This window comes from Gilliamella sp. B2923 (genome assembly GCF_026536565.1).
Taxonomy (GTDB): Bacteria; Pseudomonadota; Gammaproteobacteria; order Enterobacterales; family Orbaceae; genus Gilliamella.
This window is the reverse complement of record NZ_JAFNNZ010000002.1, coordinates 371418-389591: the sequence shown is the minus strand read 5'-3', so window position 1 is coordinate 389591 and position 18174 is coordinate 371418. Positions and strand designations below refer to the sequence as shown.

The 18174-nt window shown below is 38.4% G+C and carries 19 protein-coding genes and 2 CRISPR repeat arrays; of the genes, 11 read left to right on the top strand and 8 right to left on the bottom strand.

Annotated elements, in window-relative coordinates; genetic code table 11:
• Positions 1-31: 31 nt before the first annotated feature.
• Together J3U42_RS04485 and J3U42_RS04480 are read right to left on the bottom strand one after the other, a co-directional pair.
• Positions 32-580: an NADPH-dependent FMN reductase gene (locus J3U42_RS04485; RefSeq protein WP_267329034.1), complete on the bottom strand. Its 549-nt coding sequence runs from the start codon at positions 578-580 to the stop codon at positions 32-34.
• A gap of 77 nt (positions 581-657) precedes the next feature.
• On the bottom strand, positions 658-1212 hold the full coding sequence (locus J3U42_RS04480) for a Dps family protein (RefSeq protein ID WP_220218773.1): 555 nt from the start codon (positions 1210-1212) through the stop codon (positions 658-660).
• Between the two features lie 268 nt (positions 1213-1480).
• Between J3U42_RS04480 and srlA the strand changes: the two genes are divergently transcribed.
• The 7 genes from srlA (at position 1481) to J3U42_RS04445 (ending at position 6152) form a co-directional block, all read left to right on the top strand.
• Entirely contained in the window at positions 1481-2029 is a 549-nt protein-coding gene (gene srlA, locus J3U42_RS04475; protein ID WP_220218774.1) for a glucitol/sorbitol-specific PTS transporter subunit IIC, read from the top strand.
• A gap of 34 nt (positions 2030-2063) precedes the next feature.
• Complete coding sequence (locus J3U42_RS04470) at positions 2064-3071, top strand: PTS glucitol/sorbitol transporter subunit IIB (protein WP_267335730.1); 1008 nt, start codon at positions 2064-2066, stop codon at positions 3069-3071.
• A gap of 102 nt (positions 3072-3173) precedes the next feature.
• Complete coding sequence (locus tag J3U42_RS04465) at positions 3174-3542, top strand: PTS glucitol/sorbitol transporter subunit IIA (protein ID WP_220218776.1); 369 nt, start codon at positions 3174-3176, stop codon at positions 3540-3542.
• A 10-nt stretch (positions 3543-3552) separates the two neighbouring features.
• A complete protein-coding gene (gene srlD / locus J3U42_RS04460) occupies positions 3553-4332 on the top strand; it encodes a sorbitol-6-phosphate dehydrogenase (protein WP_220218777.1) in 780 nt (259 codons plus the stop codon).
• Between the two features lie 74 nt (positions 4333-4406).
• Positions 4407-4772 (top strand): transcriptional regulator GutM, encoded by a 366-nt coding sequence (locus tag J3U42_RS04455; protein WP_220218778.1) that lies wholly within the window; start codon positions 4407-4409, stop codon positions 4770-4772.
• Between the two features lie 101 nt (positions 4773-4873).
• Positions 4874-5653 carry a glucitol operon DNA-binding transcriptional repressor SrlR gene (srlR, locus tag J3U42_RS04450; RefSeq protein WP_267335727.1) on the top strand — a complete coding sequence of 260 codons (780 nt, stop codon included), beginning with the start codon at positions 4874-4876 and terminating at the stop codon, positions 5651-5653.
• A gap of 292 nt (positions 5654-5945) precedes the next feature.
• The gene (locus tag J3U42_RS04445; RefSeq protein WP_267335725.1) at positions 5946-6152 is read left to right on the top strand and encodes a hypothetical protein; all 207 of its coding nucleotides are present in this window, start codon (positions 5946-5948) and stop codon (positions 6150-6152) included.
• A gap of 188 nt (positions 6153-6340) precedes the next feature.
• A CRISPR array of direct repeats spans positions 6341-6728; the repeat unit is 28 nt.
• 631 nt (positions 6729-7359) lie between these two features.
• A CRISPR array of direct repeats spans positions 7360-7748; the repeat unit is 28 nt; unit sequence CTTCACGGCTGCATAAGCCGTTTAGAAA.
• A 259-nt stretch (positions 7749-8007) separates the two neighbouring features.
• On the opposite strand, the gene serA is transcribed toward J3U42_RS04445, so the two are convergent.
• Together serA and rpiA are read right to left on the bottom strand one after the other, a co-directional pair.
• Positions 8008-9249 (bottom strand): phosphoglycerate dehydrogenase, encoded by a 1242-nt coding sequence (gene serA / locus J3U42_RS04440; protein ID WP_220218780.1) that lies wholly within the window; start codon positions 9247-9249, stop codon positions 8008-8010.
• Positions 9250-9310: 61 nt separating this feature from the next.
• On the bottom strand, positions 9311-9967 hold the full coding sequence (gene rpiA, locus J3U42_RS04435) for a ribose-5-phosphate isomerase RpiA (RefSeq protein ID WP_220218781.1): 657 nt from the start codon (positions 9965-9967) through the stop codon (positions 9311-9313).
• A 208-nt stretch (positions 9968-10175) separates the two neighbouring features.
• On the opposite strand from rpiA, the gene J3U42_RS04430 reads away from it, so the two are divergent.
• From J3U42_RS04430 to J3U42_RS04415, 4 genes are all read left to right on the top strand, one after another.
• A complete protein-coding gene (locus tag J3U42_RS04430; protein WP_267335722.1) occupies positions 10176-11081 on the top strand; it encodes a LysR family transcriptional regulator ArgP in 906 nt (301 codons plus the stop codon).
• 152 nt (positions 11082-11233) lie between these two features.
• Entirely contained in the window at positions 11234-12307 is a 1074-nt protein-coding gene (gene hemE / locus J3U42_RS04425; protein ID WP_267335721.1) for a uroporphyrinogen decarboxylase, read from the top strand.
• On the top strand, positions 12300-12902 hold the full coding sequence (locus J3U42_RS04420) for a YjaG family protein (RefSeq protein ID WP_220218784.1): 603 nt from the start codon (positions 12300-12302) through the stop codon (positions 12900-12902). The genes hemE and J3U42_RS04420 overlap by 8 nt, the downstream gene beginning before the upstream one ends.
• Positions 12903-13067: 165 nt before the next feature.
• Positions 13068-13340: an HU family DNA-binding protein gene (locus J3U42_RS04415; protein ID WP_220218785.1), complete on the top strand. Its 273-nt coding sequence runs from the start codon at positions 13068-13070 to the stop codon at positions 13338-13340.
• 173 nt (positions 13341-13513) lie between these two features.
• Here J3U42_RS04415 and ybaK read toward each other — a convergent pair whose 3' ends face one another.
• The 4 genes from ybaK to glyQ form a co-directional block, all read right to left on the bottom strand.
• A complete protein-coding gene (gene ybaK, locus J3U42_RS04410) occupies positions 13514-13999 on the bottom strand; it encodes a Cys-tRNA(Pro) deacylase (RefSeq protein ID WP_220218786.1) in 486 nt (161 codons plus the stop codon).
• 86 nt (positions 14000-14085) lie between these two features.
• A complete protein-coding gene (locus tag J3U42_RS04405) occupies positions 14086-14904 on the bottom strand; it encodes a hypothetical protein (RefSeq protein ID WP_267335719.1) in 819 nt (272 codons plus the stop codon).
• Between the two features lie 60 nt (positions 14905-14964).
• On the bottom strand, positions 14965-17037 hold the full coding sequence (gene glyS / locus J3U42_RS04400) for a glycine--tRNA ligase subunit beta (RefSeq protein ID WP_366915707.1): 2073 nt from the start codon (positions 17035-17037) through the stop codon (positions 14965-14967).
• Positions 17038-17047: 10 nt separating this feature from the next.
• On the bottom strand, positions 17048-17983 hold the full coding sequence (gene glyQ, locus J3U42_RS04395; protein ID WP_220218789.1) for a glycine--tRNA ligase subunit alpha: 936 nt from the start codon (positions 17981-17983) through the stop codon (positions 17048-17050).
• Positions 17984-18174 lie beyond the last annotated feature (191 nt).

Sequence of the window (18174 nt, the reverse complement as noted above, 5' to 3'; positions counted from 1 at the left end):
TATTGACTGTGAATCGTAAAAGAAAGGCTTATTAGCTTAGCTTTTCAATCCAACTGGCGTAACTATTAATAATTTGTGAAAGGAACGCTTTGGTTTTTTCGCTAATATTACCGTTTTCATCAAAAGCAGTATTGATATTGCCGATATACGCTTCAGGCTGTTGTAAGGTAGGCATATCAAGAAAGACTAAAGATTGGCGTAGTTGATGATTAGCACCGAAACCGCCGATCGCACCTTGTGATACGGAAACCACCGCCGCAGGTTTTTTCGCCCAGGCATTTTTACCATAAGGGCGAGAGCCAACATCGATCGCATTTTTAATTACTGCCGGTAAACCACGATTGTATTCCGGTGTGACAAAAATGACGCCTTGGCAATCAGTAATTTCTTGACGGAAAAGGGTATAAGAAGCGGGAGGGTTGTCGGTATCGATATCTTCGTTATATAACGGCAGATCGCCGATCTCAATGATTAATAGTGATAAAGAAGGTGGGGCAATTTGTTGTAAAACTTTAGCAACTTTTAAGTTGTACGAATCTTTACGTAGACTTCCAACCAATACAGCAATTTTTTTACTCATTTGTCGACCCCTTAAATTTGAATTAAGAGACACAAATGTGTCTCTTATGGGTTGTAATAATTGAGCATAATACTTTTTTAGTGACCAGATGAATCAAGTCGACGACCGGTTTCAAATAAGAACCATGCACGGCGTTCAGCTTGGTCAATCCACTCTTCAATCAAGCTTGCTGTTGCTGAGTCGTTATATTTATCACAAATATCATGAGCAACACGCATGCGCTCGGTGAGTTTAATATTATCTTGGCAAAGTTCGGCAAGCATATCAGACGGTTCAACAAAATCAGCATCATTATCAGAAATACTTTGTAATTTTGAGATATGACCGATTGAGCGTAATGTCGTACCACCTAATTTACGCACACGTTCTGCAATAGGGTCTGTCATTGCAAATAATTCTTCACCATGATCATCTAACATTAAGTGGTAATCACGGAAATGTGGTCCACTGACATGCCAATGGAAATTTTTAGTTTTTAAATAAAGGGCAAATACATCTGCCAAAACGGAATTCATTGCGCCGGAAATATCTCTTGATGCTTTTTGCCCTAAATCAGTTGGAAACAAAATTGCTTTTTGTTGGAGCCTTTTTGCAGAAGTCGTACTTTTGGTACTTTTAGTGCTTTTAGCCATATTAGATTCTCCTCTAAATTTATAATAAAAACGCTTTGTAGTATCAAATTACGCTAACTATGAAGCAAAGTCCAATAAAAAACAGCTATTGTTGACTATCACTGCTATTTTAGCAATCTATGAATCTGTAAAACTTTTAAAGTTAACTTTTGTTTTAAATATTTTCTTTCAAAATAAAAGAAAATATTTCAAAATGTGACAAAGTTAAAAGTTTTTGATTTTTAAAGTTGTTACTATTCCTTCGAAATTTAACTCAATAGGAGACAATATGATTGATGCAATTTCGTTTGGAGCCGAATGGTTCATAGGTTTATTCCAAGAGGGCGGCAAAGTGTTTGTGGGCATGGTAACAGCCATTTTGCCATTGTTAATTTCGTTACTCGTTGTGATGAATGCGCTAATTAAATTTATTGGGCAAGATCGGATTGAGCGTTTAGCGCAAGCTTGTGCCGGTAATCCGATTTCACGCTATCTGTTATTACCTTTAATTGGCACATTTGTATTTTGTAATCCAATGACATTAAGCTTAGGTCGCTTTATGCCAGAGTTTTACAAGCCAAGTTATTATGCAGCTTCTTCCTATAGTTGCCACTCCATGAATGGGCTATTTCCCCACGTTAATCCCGGTGAGCTGTTTGTCTATTTAGGGATTGCCGCTGGTTTAACCCAATTAAATCTTCCATTAGGACCGCTAGCGGTTAGCTATTTTCTTGTTGGTCTTGTCACTAACTTCTTTAGGGGTTGGATAACTGACTTTTGTACCGCCATTTTTGAGAAAAAAATGGGTATCAAATTAGACAGAAAAGTTCATCTCTAAATATTTATCAATCATTATAAGAAGGAATACAACAATGGCTAAATTTATTCGAATTGAAAAAGGCGAAGCGGGTTGGGGTGGCCCTTTAGAATTGCCGGTTATTGCAGGTAAAAAAATTGTGTATATCGCCGCCGGCACAAGACCAGCAATTGTTGACACATTAGTAGAATTAACCGGCTGGGAAGCTATCGACGGTTTTAAAGAAGGCGAGCCGGCAAAAGAAGAGATCGGGGTTGCTGTCATTGATTGTGGCGGTACCTTGCGTTGTGGTATCTACCCTAAAAATCGTGTACCTACAATTAATATTCATGCCACCGGTAAATCCGGACCTTTAGCGCAATATATTGTGGAAGATATCTATGTGTCAGCAGTCAAACCCAATAACATCCAACTGATTGAAAAGCAAAGTGATACGGCCGATCACGCATCCGCTAATCCGCCAATCATAGATGAAGAGCAAAAATCAACCGACTATAAGCAATACGACAGCAGTAAAAAAATCACCGAACAAAGTGACGGTCTGTTAGCCAAAATCGGGATTGGTATGGGGTCGGGGGTAGCGGTATTTTTCCAAGCTGGCCGTGACACGATAGATACCGTATTGAAAACAATACTACCTTTTATGGCATTTGTTTCGGCGCTTATTGGGATCATCATTGCCTCCGGACTCGGTGACTTTATTGCCCATGGTTTAGTGCCTTTGGCAAATAACCCGATAGGGTTAATCATTTTAGCGTTGATCTGCTCATTCCCACTACTTTCACCATTTTTAGGACCCGGCGCCGTTATTGCGCAAGTGATTGGCACCTTAGTTGGCGTTCAAATTGGACTGGGTAATATTCCGCCTCATTTAGCATTACCGGCACTGTTTGCCATTAATGCTCAAGCGGCATGTGACTTTATACCGGTTGGCTTATCGCTAGCGGAAGCTAAACAAGATACCGTTCGTGTTGGGGTACCTGCTGTTTTAGTCAGCCGTTTTCTGACCGGCGCACCAACGGTACTTATTGCATGGGCAGTCTCGTTTTTTATCTATCATTAAATGATTTGAACAAAAGCACGGGGATGAATTTCATCCCTGCTAAAAGTAGTGGAAAAAATAGAAATTTTTGGATTAAGAACTTACAAATAAAGAAGGTTAATAATGTCTAATGTTATTTATCATTCAAAAATCGATCTAATCGGTGAATTTGCTCAAGAAGCGTTAGCTGACGGTATGTTAATTCTGTTTAAAAATGGCGCGCCGGCAGATTTGGCGGATTACTGTTTTGTGCATAGTCATGACGATTTAAAACACGATCTGCAAGTTGGGCAAACACTCCAATTAGGCAAGCACCTTTATCACATCACAGCTGTTGGCGATGTCGCTAACATCAATTTTCGTCAATTGGGTCACATCACATTAAGATTTGACGGTAGTAGCCAAGCGGAATTACCCGGAACAGTACATGTAAAAGGCGACATACCCGCTCAACTTTTTGTGGGTGATGAAATTAGCATTGTAAATAATTAAGGAATATAAAATGAAACAAGTTGCAGTTGTTATTGGTGGCGGGCAAACGCTAGGGGAATTTTTAAGCCTGGGGATTGCTGATGCCGGTTATAAAGTGGTTGTTGCGGATTTAAATTTAGATAATGCTAACAAAGTGGCCGAAGCAATTAATCAAAAACATGGTGCAGGTACGGCACAAGGATTTAAGGTTGATGCCGGCAATCAAGAAAGTGTCGTTAAACTGGCGCAAGATGTCGATAATACCTTTCATCGGGTTGATTTAATTGTCTATAGTGCAGGGGTGGCCAAAGCGGCACCAATTACCGATTTTAGTTTAAAAGATTTTCAACTGTCGGTTGATGTCAATCTAACCGGCTATTTTCTATGTGCACGTGAATTTGCTAAATTGATGATAAAACACAAAATAGCCGGTCGCATTATTCAAATCAACTCAAAATCAGGAAAAGTCGGCAGCAAACATAATTGCGGATACAGTGCAGCTAAATTCGGTGGGGTGGGATTAACTCAATCGCTGGCGCTCGATCTGGCTGATTATGGCATTACGGTCAATTCACTGATGTTAGGCAATTTACTCAAATCGCCAATGTTCCAATCATTGATCCCGCAATATGCGAAAAAATTAGGTATTGCCGAAAGCGAAGTTGAGCAAGTCTATATTGATAAAGTGCCACTCAAAAGAGGATGTGATTATCAAGATGTGTTAAATGTATTACTGTTTTATGCCAGCGATAAAGCCTCTTACTGCACCGGGCAATCTATTAATATTACTGGTGGACAAGTGATGTTCTAGTTAAAATAGCGCGCGAAAGCAAAACCAATTGCTTTCGCCGCATCTATTTACCTTGCTTATCAACGGAGATCACCATGAATATGACAACAACCTTAATTGTGCTGGCTTTTATTGCATGGTGCACCCAAATTGTGTTTAGCTGGGTGCAGATTCGACGTTTCAATCAAGCATTTTTAGCCATGAAAAAGGGCACTTATTTGGGTGTCGGTCGTAGTCAAACCAAACGCTTTAAACCTAGAGTGTTAATTGCTTTATCATTAGATGAAAATCAAGTAGTTATCGACTCTGTTATCATGAAGGGCATTACCGTTTTTGCTTTACCAAAAGCGATGAGCGATTTACATGGCTTATCGATCACTCAAATCGATCCAATACAATACTTTCCAAACGATCTTGCCTCACAAAGTGCATTACGTGTCGCCCTTACTGCAAATAATTAGTAATAAACTTTTATTATGAAAAGTATTTTCTTTTATTTTAAAGTATAATAAGTTTCGAAATAAGTTCTTATATCTGCTAATAATGATGATGGAATCTAAGCATGAAGGTAAAGCAAAGACAAACTGCAATTTTAGAGTATCTGCAAAATCATGGGCAAGTAAGTGTTGATCAATTGGTTGCTCATTTCCAAACGACCGGTACAACCATTCGTAAAGATCTTACCCAACTGAATGAAAGTGGTTTAGTTTTAAGAACTTATGGCGGTGCTATGTTAAATCGGGAGATTGGCGATCGAGCCATTGACCATAAAACTTACATCAATACCGCCGCAAAAAAGGCGATAGCAGCCGAAGCGGCTAAGCTAATTCATGAAGGTGATTCAATTATTTTTGATGCCGGTAGCACTGTGGCACAGATGATCCCCATGTTAGCCCAATTTAATAATCTCACTATTATGACCAACAGCTTACATATGGTAAATGAGCTGGTGGCGAATGATAACGATCAAACTATTATCCTAACAGGTGGCACCTTTCGCCGTAAATCAGCCTCTTTTCACAGTAATAATGCTTCAGCGATTGCCGCTTTTGAATCCTATACTTTTGATAAACTGTTTATGGGAGCTGACGGTGTAGATTTGGTCGGTGGCGTGACAACCTTTAACGAAAGCTATCATGGTAGTGTTGCGATGAGTAAAGCCGCTGCTAAGTTAATTTTACTTGCCGATTCTTCAAAATTTGGCCGCCGTAGTCCCAATGTGGTGTGTGATTTAAGTGCGGTTGATACCATTATTACCGATGATAATTTAGATGATAAATATTATGATGCCCTTGCTCAACGAAACATCAAAGTTATCAAAGTTAAGGTCGCTGATAGCTAACGGCGTAGTGTAGTTGTTCTTTTTTATAGCTTATTGATAAGCCAAATACGTGCATGCGACTATTTATTGCGGCTTTGGTTACCATTACCGTTTTTTACTTAAACACCTATGTTTTCTGAAAATTCTTGTCAAGGTTTTGTGTTTTTTGCTTAAACGCCTATATTTTCTGAAACTTTTTGACAAGGTTTTTTAATTTAGTTAAAAGTTGTGGGTTTTTAGTCCGCAAGTTTCGGACGCTGTTGATTGGTCGATATTTTCATTTCAGTGTCTGCGTCCGAATTAGGGGGATTTTGTGCGAAATCCCCCTAATAACCCCATCGCAGCACCACCCAAAGCGGTCTTCGACTGCCTTCCGCCTTCGTTAGGTCTTAACGCACCGGCGCTGATTTGTTCCCGACAAAGCAGCGCCTCGCCAAACGTCCCTGTTTGGCGTGCTAACCTCGCTCAGTTGTCGGCGCTTTGTGAAGGTGCGGGTTGGTGCACTTGTTTGCTTTTGTGAAAGCTAATGGTAAGCGGTTTAAAAATAGTAGTGGAGTTTAAAGTACTAACTTTATAAACCCTTTTTTTTAGCTAAAAATAAAACCATTAAAAATCAATATATTGCAAAAGCGCTAAAAAAAAGGGTTTTTAAACCTAAAATTGCCCTTTATGTTTTTATTAACGATGTTTATAGTATGTGAGTTTCTACTTCAAAGCTGTATAAGCTGTTTAGAAAATCCAAACATGCGTCTGTTAGAAATCGTTGTGCTTCAAAGCTGTATAAGCTGTTTAGAAAAAGAATAAAGCCCACCAGGCCAATTTTCACTACTTCAAAGCTGTATAAGCTGTTTAGAAAACCTTGATTCCCCGAGGCTTTTAAGATGTGGTCTTCAAAGCTGTATAAGCTGTTTAGAAAGTGAAGGGTATGAGGCTCAATTATCAATTGCACTTCAAAGCTGTATAAGCTGTTTAGAAAGTTAACTGGACGCTCAAAATAACCTCGCCCGTCTTCAAAGCTGCATAAGCCGTTTAGAAACGTTACATGTTCAACAACTCTAACAGCAGTATCTTCACGGCTGCATAAGCTGTTTAGAAAGAAAACAATCAGATTTAAAAACATTCTAATGCTTGGAAGCTGCATAAGGGGTTTAGGATATTTTTGAAATATCTAAAACTTTTTGCTTTTATACTGAAACATAAGTATTTTCTGAAAGTTTTTGACAAGGTTTTTTACTTTCTTTGAAAGTTACAGTTTTTTAGTCCGTAGGTTTGGGACGCTGTTAATTGGTTGATATTTTCATTTTGGTGTCAGCGTCCGAATTAGGGGGATTTTGTGCGAAATCCCCCTAATAACCCCCTCGCAGCACCACCCAAAGCGGTCTTCGACAGCCCTCCGCCTTCGTTCGGTCTTAACGCACCGGCGCTGATTTGTTCCGGACAAAGCAGCGCCTCGCCAAACATCCCTGTTTGGCGTGCTAACCTCGCTCAGTTGTCGGCGCTTTGTGAAGGTGCGGTCTGGTGCACTTGTTTGCTTTTGGGAAAGGTAATGGTTAGTCGTTTAGAAATAGTCGTGGAGTTCAAAATACAAACTTTATGACCCCTTTTTTTTAGCTAAAAATAAAACTATTAAAAATCAATATATTGCAAAAGCGCTAAAAAAAAGGGTTTTTAAACCTAAAATTGCCCTTTATGTTTTTATAAACGATGTTTATAGTATGTAAGTTTCTACTTCACGGCTGCATAAGCCGTTTAGAAAACCAACATTTTATTAAGATTGCCCGAATGGTGCTTCACGGCTGCATAAGCCGTTTAGAAATGTTAAGCATCTTACCTGTCAAGCCTTTAGCCCTTCACGGCTGCATAAGCCGTTTAGAAATTTAGGCACTGTTCCATCGCGCATAAGAACAACTTCACGGCTGCATAAGCCGTTTAGAAAAATTTCATGTTGCAGAAAAAGCGAGAAGATGACTTCACGGCTGCATAAGCCGTTTAGAAAACAAGCCAACGGATACAGTCTGCGTGTTATGACTTCACGGCTGCATAAGCCGTTTAGAAAGACGGTATCAAAATAATCACGCATAGCTAAAACTTCACGGCTGCATAAGCTGTTTAGAAAGAAAACAATCAGATTTAAAAAATATTCTAATGCTTGAAAGCTGAATAAGGAGTTTAGGATATTTTTGAAATATTTAAAACTTTTTGTTTTTATACTAAAACGTGGGTATTTTCTGAAAGTTCTTGTCAAGGATTTGTGTTTTTTGCTTAAACACCTATATTTTCTGAAACTTCTTGACAAGCATTTTTTGGCTTTGGTGAAAGGTTAGCGGTTGGCATTTTTACGCAAGTGACGCTGAGTTCACTTGCGTGGGTTGTGATTAGAATAGGAGTCTGGCTCTGATTGTGCCGGTGACGTTTTTAAGTTTTACTAATAACTCTTCGGCTTTGTTTTGCTCAACGCGATCAATATCAATCACCACATAACCAATTTTTGGATCGGTTTGCAGATACTGGGCTGAGATATTTAAGCCTTGTTCGGCAAATAGGGTGTTGATTGCGGTTAGTACGCCGGGCTGGTTATGGTGAATGTTGATAAAACGACTGGATCCTTTCGCCGGAATCGGTAATGATGCTTCCGGGAAGTTAACCGCCGAAAGGGTGGCGCCGGTATCTGAGTATTTGGCGAGTTTTGTCGCCACTTCGATACCGATATTTTCTTGCGCTTCGGTTGTGGATCCGCCAATATGGGGGGTGATGATCACATTATCAAATTTGCATAGTGGTGAATCAAAAGGATCGCTATTGCTCGCCGGTTCAGTTGGGAAAACATCAATTGCTGCGCCGCTAATTTTTTCGCTTTCAAGCGCTTGCGTTAATGCTTGCAGATCAATCACTTTACCACGTGAGGCGTTAATTAAAATTGCGCCGGGTTTCATCATGTCAAACTCAGTGTGACTGATCATTTTTATTGTGGTTGCGTTTTCCGGCACGTGCATACTGACAATATCGCTCATAGCGAGTAACTCTTTGATACTGGCTATCTGTTTGGCATTTCCTAATGGTAATTTGGTTTCAATATCGTAAAAGTAAACGTTCATACCCAGTGATTCAGCTAGCACACTTAATTGACTGCCGATATGTCCATAACCAATAATTCCCAGATTTTTGCCTCGAGCTTCATGCGATCCGGTGGCTATTTTATTCCATTTTCCTTGATGTGCTTTAGCGTTCGCTTCTGGTACCCGGCGTAACAGTAAAATGGCTTCGGCCAGCACTAATTCAGCAACTGAGCGAGTATTGGAAAAGGGAGCGTTAAAAACAGGTATTCCTTTTACCGCAGCGGCATCAAGATCCACTTGATTGGTGCCGATACAAAAACAACCAATACCGGCTAGTTTTGGCGCCGCTTCGATGATTTCTTTGGTTAAGTTTGTTCGGGAACGTATGCCAATAAAACGTGCATCTTTTAATGCTTCGATCAGTTCGGATTGCGATAAGGCACTTTTATGATACTCAATATTGGTAAAGCCTGCTGATTTGAGTGTTTCTATCGCAGTCGGGTGTACCCCTTCAAGCAATAAAAATTTGTTTTCATCTTTGGTTAACGCCTGAACAACCATTTTTTCCTCTCTCTTTCTTTTTTATATCATTGTTACATACTGCCAGCTTGCGCAATAGGCTTTATCTTAATTCTGTCACACCATTTGGCGTACCGACTAGAGCAACATCGGCGCCTTTGTTGGCAAATAATCCTACCGTTACCACACCGGCAATGCCATTGATGCGGTCTTCAAGTTCTGTTGGTGTTGAAATGACAAGGTCGTGGACATCAAGTATGACATTACCGTTGTCAGTTATCACACCCTGACGATAAATCGGTTTTCCGCCGAGTTTAAATAGCTCTCTTGCCACATATGAGCGAGCCATTGGGATCACTTCAACCGGTAACGGAAATTTACCTAGCACATCAACAACTTTTGATTGATCAACTATGCAGATAAACTGTTTGGCTAATGCTGAGACAATTTTTTCACGAGTTAGCGCAGCGCCACCGCCTTTAATCATTTGTAACTGATGATTAATTTCATCAGCACCGTCAACGTAGACATCTAAACTATCAACATCGTTACAGTCTAACACTGTGATACCATAGCTTTTTAATTTTTGGGTCGATGCTTCCGAGCTTGAGACAGCGCCTTTAATCTGATCTTTCATCGTCGCTAAAGCATCAATAAAGTGAGCAGCTGTCGATCCTGTGCCAACACCAACTAGTGCGCCGGGTTTAACAAATTTTAATGCTGACCAGCCCACCGCTTTTTTTAATTCATCTTGCGTCATGATATCACCGTACTTAAGTATAATTTTTCTTAAAAAATTAAAATTTTGAAAGCAAAATTGTTGAAGATATGGCATAGTAACCAATTGGAAAGCAAAAATCATTAGTATTTTTATAAAATATGTTAAGTTTAAGTTCTGTTTAAATTTTTTTGCAAAATTAATATAGCTTGACTATCCAAGCTGTGGTCAAATCATTAGTAAAGAGATTATGAAGCGTCCAGATTATAGAGCATTACAAGCATTAGATGCGGTAATAAAAGAACGAGGATTTGAAAGAGCGGCTGATAAACTGTGTATTACCCAACCTGCGGTTTCACAACGTATCAAGCAACTAGAAAGCTTTTTTGGCCAACAATTACTGGTTAGAACAATTCCGCCTAAAGCGACTAAACAAGGTGAGCATCTTTTAGGATTATTGCATCAAGTCGAATTGTTAGAACAGCAGTGGTTAGGTGACAATGAACAAAATTCAACGCCGTTATCACTCTCTATTGCCATTAACGCCGATTCGTTAGCAACGTGGGTTTTGCCTGCATTAAAGCCAGTTTTGGATAAAAATATCTTACGTTTTGATATTCAAGTCAAAGATGAAGAGCATACTTTAGAGCTATTGCGTTTAGGTACCGTTGTTGCCGCCATTAGTATTCAAGCCAACCCTTTGCCTGGCTGTTTGTCGGATCGATTAGGTGCGCTTGACTATATTTTTGTGGCTTCTCCGGAATTTGCTAAAAAATACTTTCCTAACGGCGTAACTCGCTCATCGCTATTAAAAGCGCCGGCGGTGGCTTTTGACCATTTGGATGATATGCATCAAGCGTTTTTACAAGAGAATTTTAATCTTACCCCCGGCAGTGTGATTTGCCATATCACGAGCTCATCTGAAGCTTTTGTTCAGCTAGCTAAACAAGGTTCGGCGTGCTGTATGATCCCAATGTTGCAAGTTGAGCAGGAATTAAAAACCGGTGAGCTGGTCAATTTAACTGAAGGTTTATACCAAAGACGTATGCTTTACTGGCATCGCTTTGCGCCGGAAAGCAGTGTCATGCAAAAAATCTCAGAAACATTGATTAGTTATGCTCAGCGAACATTATCACAGCCGCAAGATAAAAAATAATATACAAAGGGTATTGAGCTTTTTTACTGAAACATATTATTTTTTAGGATAACCATTTGAAATATATTGCTTTTTAGACATGTGCTTATGATACATGGTGCTTTTCTGAAACTTTTTGACAGCGTAACATCTTCTATTAAAGAGTCGATAAAATGAGCCAATTACAAAATGATCGTTATTTACGTGCCTTGCAGTGTTTACCGGTAGACTACACGCCAATATGGATGATGCGTCAAGCGGGGCGTTACTTGCCTGAATATCGGCAATTAAGAGCCAAAGCCGGAAATTTTATGACCATGTGTCAAAATCCTGAACTGGCCTGCGAAGCCACTTTACAACCACTGCAACGCTTTGATCTTGATGCCGCTATTATTTTTTCTGATATCTTAACGATTCCTGATGCAATGGGGCTTGGTCTCTATTTTGAAGCGGGAGAAGGTCCTAAATTCAGCCGATCAATTACTCAATTATCTGATATCGAAAAATTGCCGATTCCCGATCCCAATCAATCACTTAAATATGTTACTGATGCAATTAGCTTAACCAAAAAAAGCTTAAATGGAAAAGTGCCGTTAATTGGTTTTTCCGGCAGCCCATGGACATTAGCCACTTATATGATTGAAGGGGGAAGCAGCAAATCTTTCAGTAAAATCAAAAAGATGCTTTATTGCGAACCAAAAGCCCTGCATCTTTTATTAGAGAAGTTAGCCCACAGTATTGCACTCTATCTTAATGCTCAGATTGAAGCAGGTGCGCAATCGGTAATGATTTTTGACTCTTGGGGCGGCGTGTTATCTCATCAAGCTTATCAAACGTTTTCATTAGATTATATGCAGCTAATTTTGTCACAATTAAAACGAGGTAAAAAGAGTGAGGATATCACGTCTTATGTACCAGTGACATTATTTACCAAAGGTGGCGGATTATGGTTAGACACCATTATACGTTCGGGCTGTGATGCAGTTGGTGTCGATTGGACGGTTAATTTAAGTCAAATTGCCAATAAAGGGCAAATTGCGTTGCAAGGTAATCTCGATCCGACGGTTTTATATGCCAATAAGCCGACAATTGAAGCAAATGTTGAATCACTCTTATCAGAATTTGGCTATAATAATGGGCATGTTTTTAATTTGGGTCATGGAATTTTGCCCGATATTCCGGTAGAGCATGTACAATATTTAGTTGACGCCGTACATCGTCAGTCCAAAAGGTTTCATTATGATTAAAAATCCCGTCCAATTAAGAGTGGAAAAATTAGCAGATTGGCAACAACGATTATTTATGGTTTGCTTGTGTGAACGAATGTATCCAAACTTTGTTTATTATTGTAATTTACAACAGTGTGAACAAGATGCCAAAAACTTCAAAAAAATTCTAGATTTAATCTGGGAGTCGCTCTTAGTTCAAGATGCCAAAATTAACTTCGATTTACAACTTGAAAAATTAGAAGCGATTATTCCAACCGTTACTGAAGATAGCCCTTATATGGTTTATCCGGCGATTGATGCTTGTCATGCATTAAGTGAAATCTTGCACTCCTATTTAAGTGGTGAGATCGCTGAACATACCGCTAAAGTCAGCAGCATATCGGCCACTACCGTTGCCGAATTTGAGATGACCAAATCGAATATTTCTCTATCTGAAAGCGAGCAAGAAAAATTATCTGATGTTATTGAAGAATTTGATTTGCAATGGGAGATATTTAGATTATTATGTAATGAGAATAATGTTATGATCGATTTAATAAAAGGCTTAAAGACGGATATAAGGTCTGAAAAAATCAGTAATATTGGTGTTTTTTTGAGCAATCAAGTCATTTAATGGGTGTTTTTTTTATTTTTTAATAAATTTTTCTTTAACATTAGAGAAATATAGACTACATTTACTAGTAATGTAGTCTGAAAGACGTTTACAGCTGCAAAGTTTTTTTTAACTTTGTTTATCATGTCAACATTAACAATAAAATAAATATGTAAGGATATCTCCATGAATAAAACAGAACTTGTAGATGCAATTGCTAGCAAAGCTGGTGTAACTAAAGTTGCTGCAAAGACAGCTTTAGAAGCTACTTTAGCTGCTATAACTGAATCATTAAAAGCAGGTGAACCAGTTCAATTAGTTGGTTTTGGGACGTTTAAAGTTAATGCTCGTAAAGCTCGTACCGGTCGTAACCCTAAAACAGGTAAAGAAATTAAAATTGCTGCAAGTAAAGTACCAGCATTTGTTTCTGGTAAAAGCTTAAAAGAAGCAATCAAATAATTGTTTGCTTATTTTCTGTCGATTTATTGATAGAAGATATCTAGAGGTCATAAGACCTAGTCTTGTGGCCTATTAACTTTTTTTACGCCGTAAAATATTATAGTTTTATCTTATCTTTTATTCCTTCTTCCTGATTTAATAACCCCTATTTATCCGGTTAAAACTGTTTTGGTTTAAACACTAACATCAACCAATTTAGCATTTACTATACTTGCCAATGCTTGCGGTGCAATCTCAATTTCTAAACCACGTTTCCCACCTGATATAAACATCGTTTCGAATTGATTTGCACTTATGTCAATGAGTGTGGGTAATTGCTTTTTTTGACCTAATGGGCTTATTCCACCCACCAAATAACCGGTAATTTTTTGTGCCAAATTTGGATCGGCTAACTCAACTTTTTTACATTCGAGCGCTTTAGCGGCTTTTTTCAAATCCAAATGGGTATTAACCGGTACAACACAAACAGCAAATGTTTTATTGTCACCATTTAAATTGACAATGAGCGTTTTGAATATTTGACCGGCAGCTACATTTGAATCAGGATCAAGTTTATCAATGGCTTCTTGACCAAAATGTGTCTGTTTGGGGTCATGATCATATTGATGAAGATGAAAACGAATATTGTGCTTTTTGAGAAGATTTATCGCAGGTGTCATGATATTTAATCCGGATATTGGCCTTAATCGTTGAATAACTAACTTTAACAACCCGCTGACGGAAAGCCAGCGAGTAAGCAAAGTGATTACAAAATAAGACTGTTATACTGCTGATCATCTTCATCTTTTTTCGATACAGGTGTTTGATTATTGGTCTGTAAAGTGATGAAACGATAAAAAAAGCTTATCAACACAAAAATCAGAAAGTAAGTCAAACAAAATAAAATACTCATAACAACAAAGTAATTTTCAGCGTTTAGTGAGTTTAATACCGGTGGTAAGACAACACAGACACAAACAATATAACAAATGAACATTATTGCTGTTGCTGATTTAAGATTTATCCTAAAATTAAAGGCATCGGCAAAAAGATCCTTAAATCTTTTTTGTTTAGGTTCAACGATAGATGCGCAATAAAAATAAAATACAAATAGAAAAATTAAAGAAACAATCGTCATCATTAGGTCAAATATCGTTTCACCTTGTTGGGGAAATAGTAATAACAATACATGCTGTAATAAAAAAATGATGATCATTAAAGGAACTAATGTCACCCCAATAAATAGTAAATAAAAAACGCATAACTGAAAAAATTTCGCTACTGAGTTAGATATTAATTTATTGATATTTAAATTATCACAGTGAGAAAAACTATAAATCATTGCAATAATGATTGCAATTATAAACGTGTGAAATAAATAAAACTGAAAAAAGGGATAGATAATAACAGCAGGATTAGTTTCAAATTCAGTTAGTAATTCTTGATAAAAGAAACTATTGATAGCCAATGTCATTAATACACCAAAAATGATGCAGGTAATAATAATCGTCCCAATTCGATTGCTAATAAAATGAATAGTTTGCTTGAAAACTTCATTAAATCTTAAACTTGATTGTTTGTTCATATTATATCCACTGAGTGGCAATCGCTTGATTACCACTTGTTATTATAAATAAGAAAGTTGTTATGCTTGTAATAAAGAGATATCGGCAACTTTTAAAAATAAATTTTGCAGTTTCTTCAACAAGGCCAAGCGATTGAGTTTAATTTTTTCATCATCAGCCATCACCATGACTGATGCAAAAAATTCATCAACAGGTGATTTTAATGATGATAATTCAACTAACGCATCTTGATAACGACCTTCATTAAAATAAGGTGCTAACTTATCGTTTAATATCACCACTTGTTTCGCTAATTCACCTTCTGCTCCGGCTTCTAATAATGCCGTATTAATAGTATCGGGAATTTGCACTTGTGCTTTTGATAAAATATTTGAAACCCGTTTATTGGCTTCAGCCAGTGAAGAGGCTTCCGGTAGCGTTCTAAAATGGGTAACAGCTTTAATCCGGGCATCAAAATCAGCCGGTTTAGTTGGATTAAGTGCTAACACCGCTTGAATGGTATCGATTGCAAAACCAAGCTCTTGATACCATGCTCGGAAGCGACCTTGCATAAAGCTGACAATATCGGTCACAACGTTTTTATTGTTTAACTTATCGCCATATAGTGATGTCGCATAGTTTGTTAAATCAAGCAAATCTAAAGGTAAGCTTTTTTCAACAATAATACGTAAAACACCGATTGCCGCACGGCGTAATGCGAACGGGTCTTTATCGCCTTTAGGGTGTTGACCGATACCAAAAATACCCGCTAAGGTATCCATTTTTTCAGCGATTGAAACCGCGCATGATACGTTTGTGCTCGGCAATTCATCACCTGAAAAACGTGGTTTATACTGTTCTTCAATGGCAGTGGCAACTTCAATACTTTCGCCGTCTTTTATGGCTAAATATCGTCCCATAATACCTTGCGTTTCGGGAAACTCAAACACGGTATTAGTGACTAAGTCACACTTAGTTAATTTTCCGGCACGTTTGGCCTTAGCAACATCAGCGCCAATTTGCTCAGCTATATAACCGGCCAGTGCTTCGATTCGTAATGATTTATCTTTAACGGTGCCAAGTTGTTGTTGAAATAACACGGTTTCAAGGCGAGGTAAGCGGTCTTCTAAACGCTGTTTTAAATCGGTTTTATAAAAAAATTCGGCGTCGGCTAAACGTGGGCGCACCACTTTTTCATTACCGGCAATCACCACTTGTGGATCTTTTGATTCAATATTGGCAACAAAAATAAAATTCGGCAGTAATTTGCCTTGATTATCATAAACAGGGAAATATTTTTGATCGCCTTTCATGGTATACACCAGTGATTCGGCCGGCACATCTAAAAATCGCTCTTCAAATTTTGCCGTTAACACAACCGGCCATTCAACCAAAGATGAGACTTCTTCAAGTAAACTTTCGGTTAAATCTGCTTTACCGTTAAGTTTGGCTGCCGCCTCTTGTGCTTGCTGTTTGATAATTGATTTACGTTTGTCATAATCAGCAATGACTTTACCACGCTGCTCAAGAATGTCCGGATACTGATCAGCATGATCAATGGTAAACTCTTGTTCACCCATAAAACGGTGACCACGGATAATGCGGTCTGATTGAATATCTAAAATTGTGCCGGGAACCAGCTCATCACCATATAGCATTGTCACAGTATGGCTAGGGCGGATAAACTCAACTTGACGAGTCGCCCAGCGCATCGGTTTAGGTATTGGTAATTTGCTCAGCGCGGCTTTTACCATATCACACAATAGATCAACAACCGCCTGACCTTTTTGATATTGGGTATAAGATAGCCATTCACCTTTGTCGGTTTGCACACGCTCAGCTTGATCGACGCTAATACCACAACCACGAGCCCAACCTTCTGCCGCTTTGGTTGGATTGCCTGCTTGATCGAAAGCGGCACTCACTGCCGGGCCACGTTTAACAATTTGGCTATCGGGCTGAGTATCATTTAAATTTAATACTTTTAACGCTAAACGCCGTGGCGATGCGTACCAAAGTACTTCACCATGTTCTAAATTAGCATTATCCAGTTGTTCAATAAAGTTAGCGGCAAAACTTTGCGCTAATGTGCGGAGTGATTTTGGTGGTAACTCTTCTGTACCAATTTCCACTAAAAATGTTTTTTGCATAATATTTATCTTCCTACTTAGATGATGCATTTTCGTTTGACGGTGAATTTTGGCACATCGGGAATCCAAGTGCTTCACGCGAGGCGTAATAAGCTTCAGCAACCATTTTGGTTAATGTTCTGATCCGCAATATATAGCGTTGTCGCTCAGTTACTGAAATCGCTTTACGGGCATCAAGTAAATTAAAGCAATGTGCAGCTTTTAAAATTCGTTCATAAGCAGGTAGCGGTAAAGGTTTTTCTAATTCAAGTAAAAATTTTGCTTCTTTTTCATGTTGTTCAAAGCAGTAAAATAAAAAGTCGATATTGGCATATTCAAAATTGTAAGTCGATTGTTCAACTTCGTTTTGATGAAACACATCGCCATAGGTAGTTTTACCAAAAGCACCGTCGCTCCAGATTAAATCGTAAACACTATCGACACCTTGAATATACATCGCTAAGCGTTCTAAACCATAAGTTATTTCGCCTGTTACCGGTTTACACTCAAGCCCGCCTACTTGCTGAAAGTAGGTGAACTGAGTCACTTCCATACCATTCAACCAAACTTCCCAGCCTAATCCCCATGCGCCTAACGTAGGGTTTTCCCAATTGTCTTCGACAAAACGAATATCATTAATTGTTGGATCGAGTCCTAGCTCTTTGAGTGATCCTAAATAGAGCTCTTGGATATTCTCTGGTGACGGTTTTAAGATAACTTGAAACTGATAATAATGTTGTAACCTGTTGGGATTTTCACCATAGCGACCATCGGTTGGGCGGCGTGAAGGTTGAACATAAGCGGCATTGATAGGCTCAGGTCCTAGTGCACGTAAACAGGTCATCGGATGAGAGGTGCCGGCGCCAACTTCCATATCTAACGGTTGAATTACCGTGCAACCTTGATTAGCCCAGTAATCTTGTAACGTAAGTATTAACCCTTGAAAGGTTTTGACATTAAACTTTTGCATGATGTTATCTTTAATGGTTGAATTGATTTTTCAATAATTTAAATAGTGCTGTATTTTATACTTTTTATTCAAGCTTGTGAAATGCCTAATCATTATATAATTTAATATATTGTTTAACCGATTTGATACTGTTTTCATTTTGCATATTGGCTTATTTATCGGTATAGTAAAACTATCTTAATTGCTTGGTA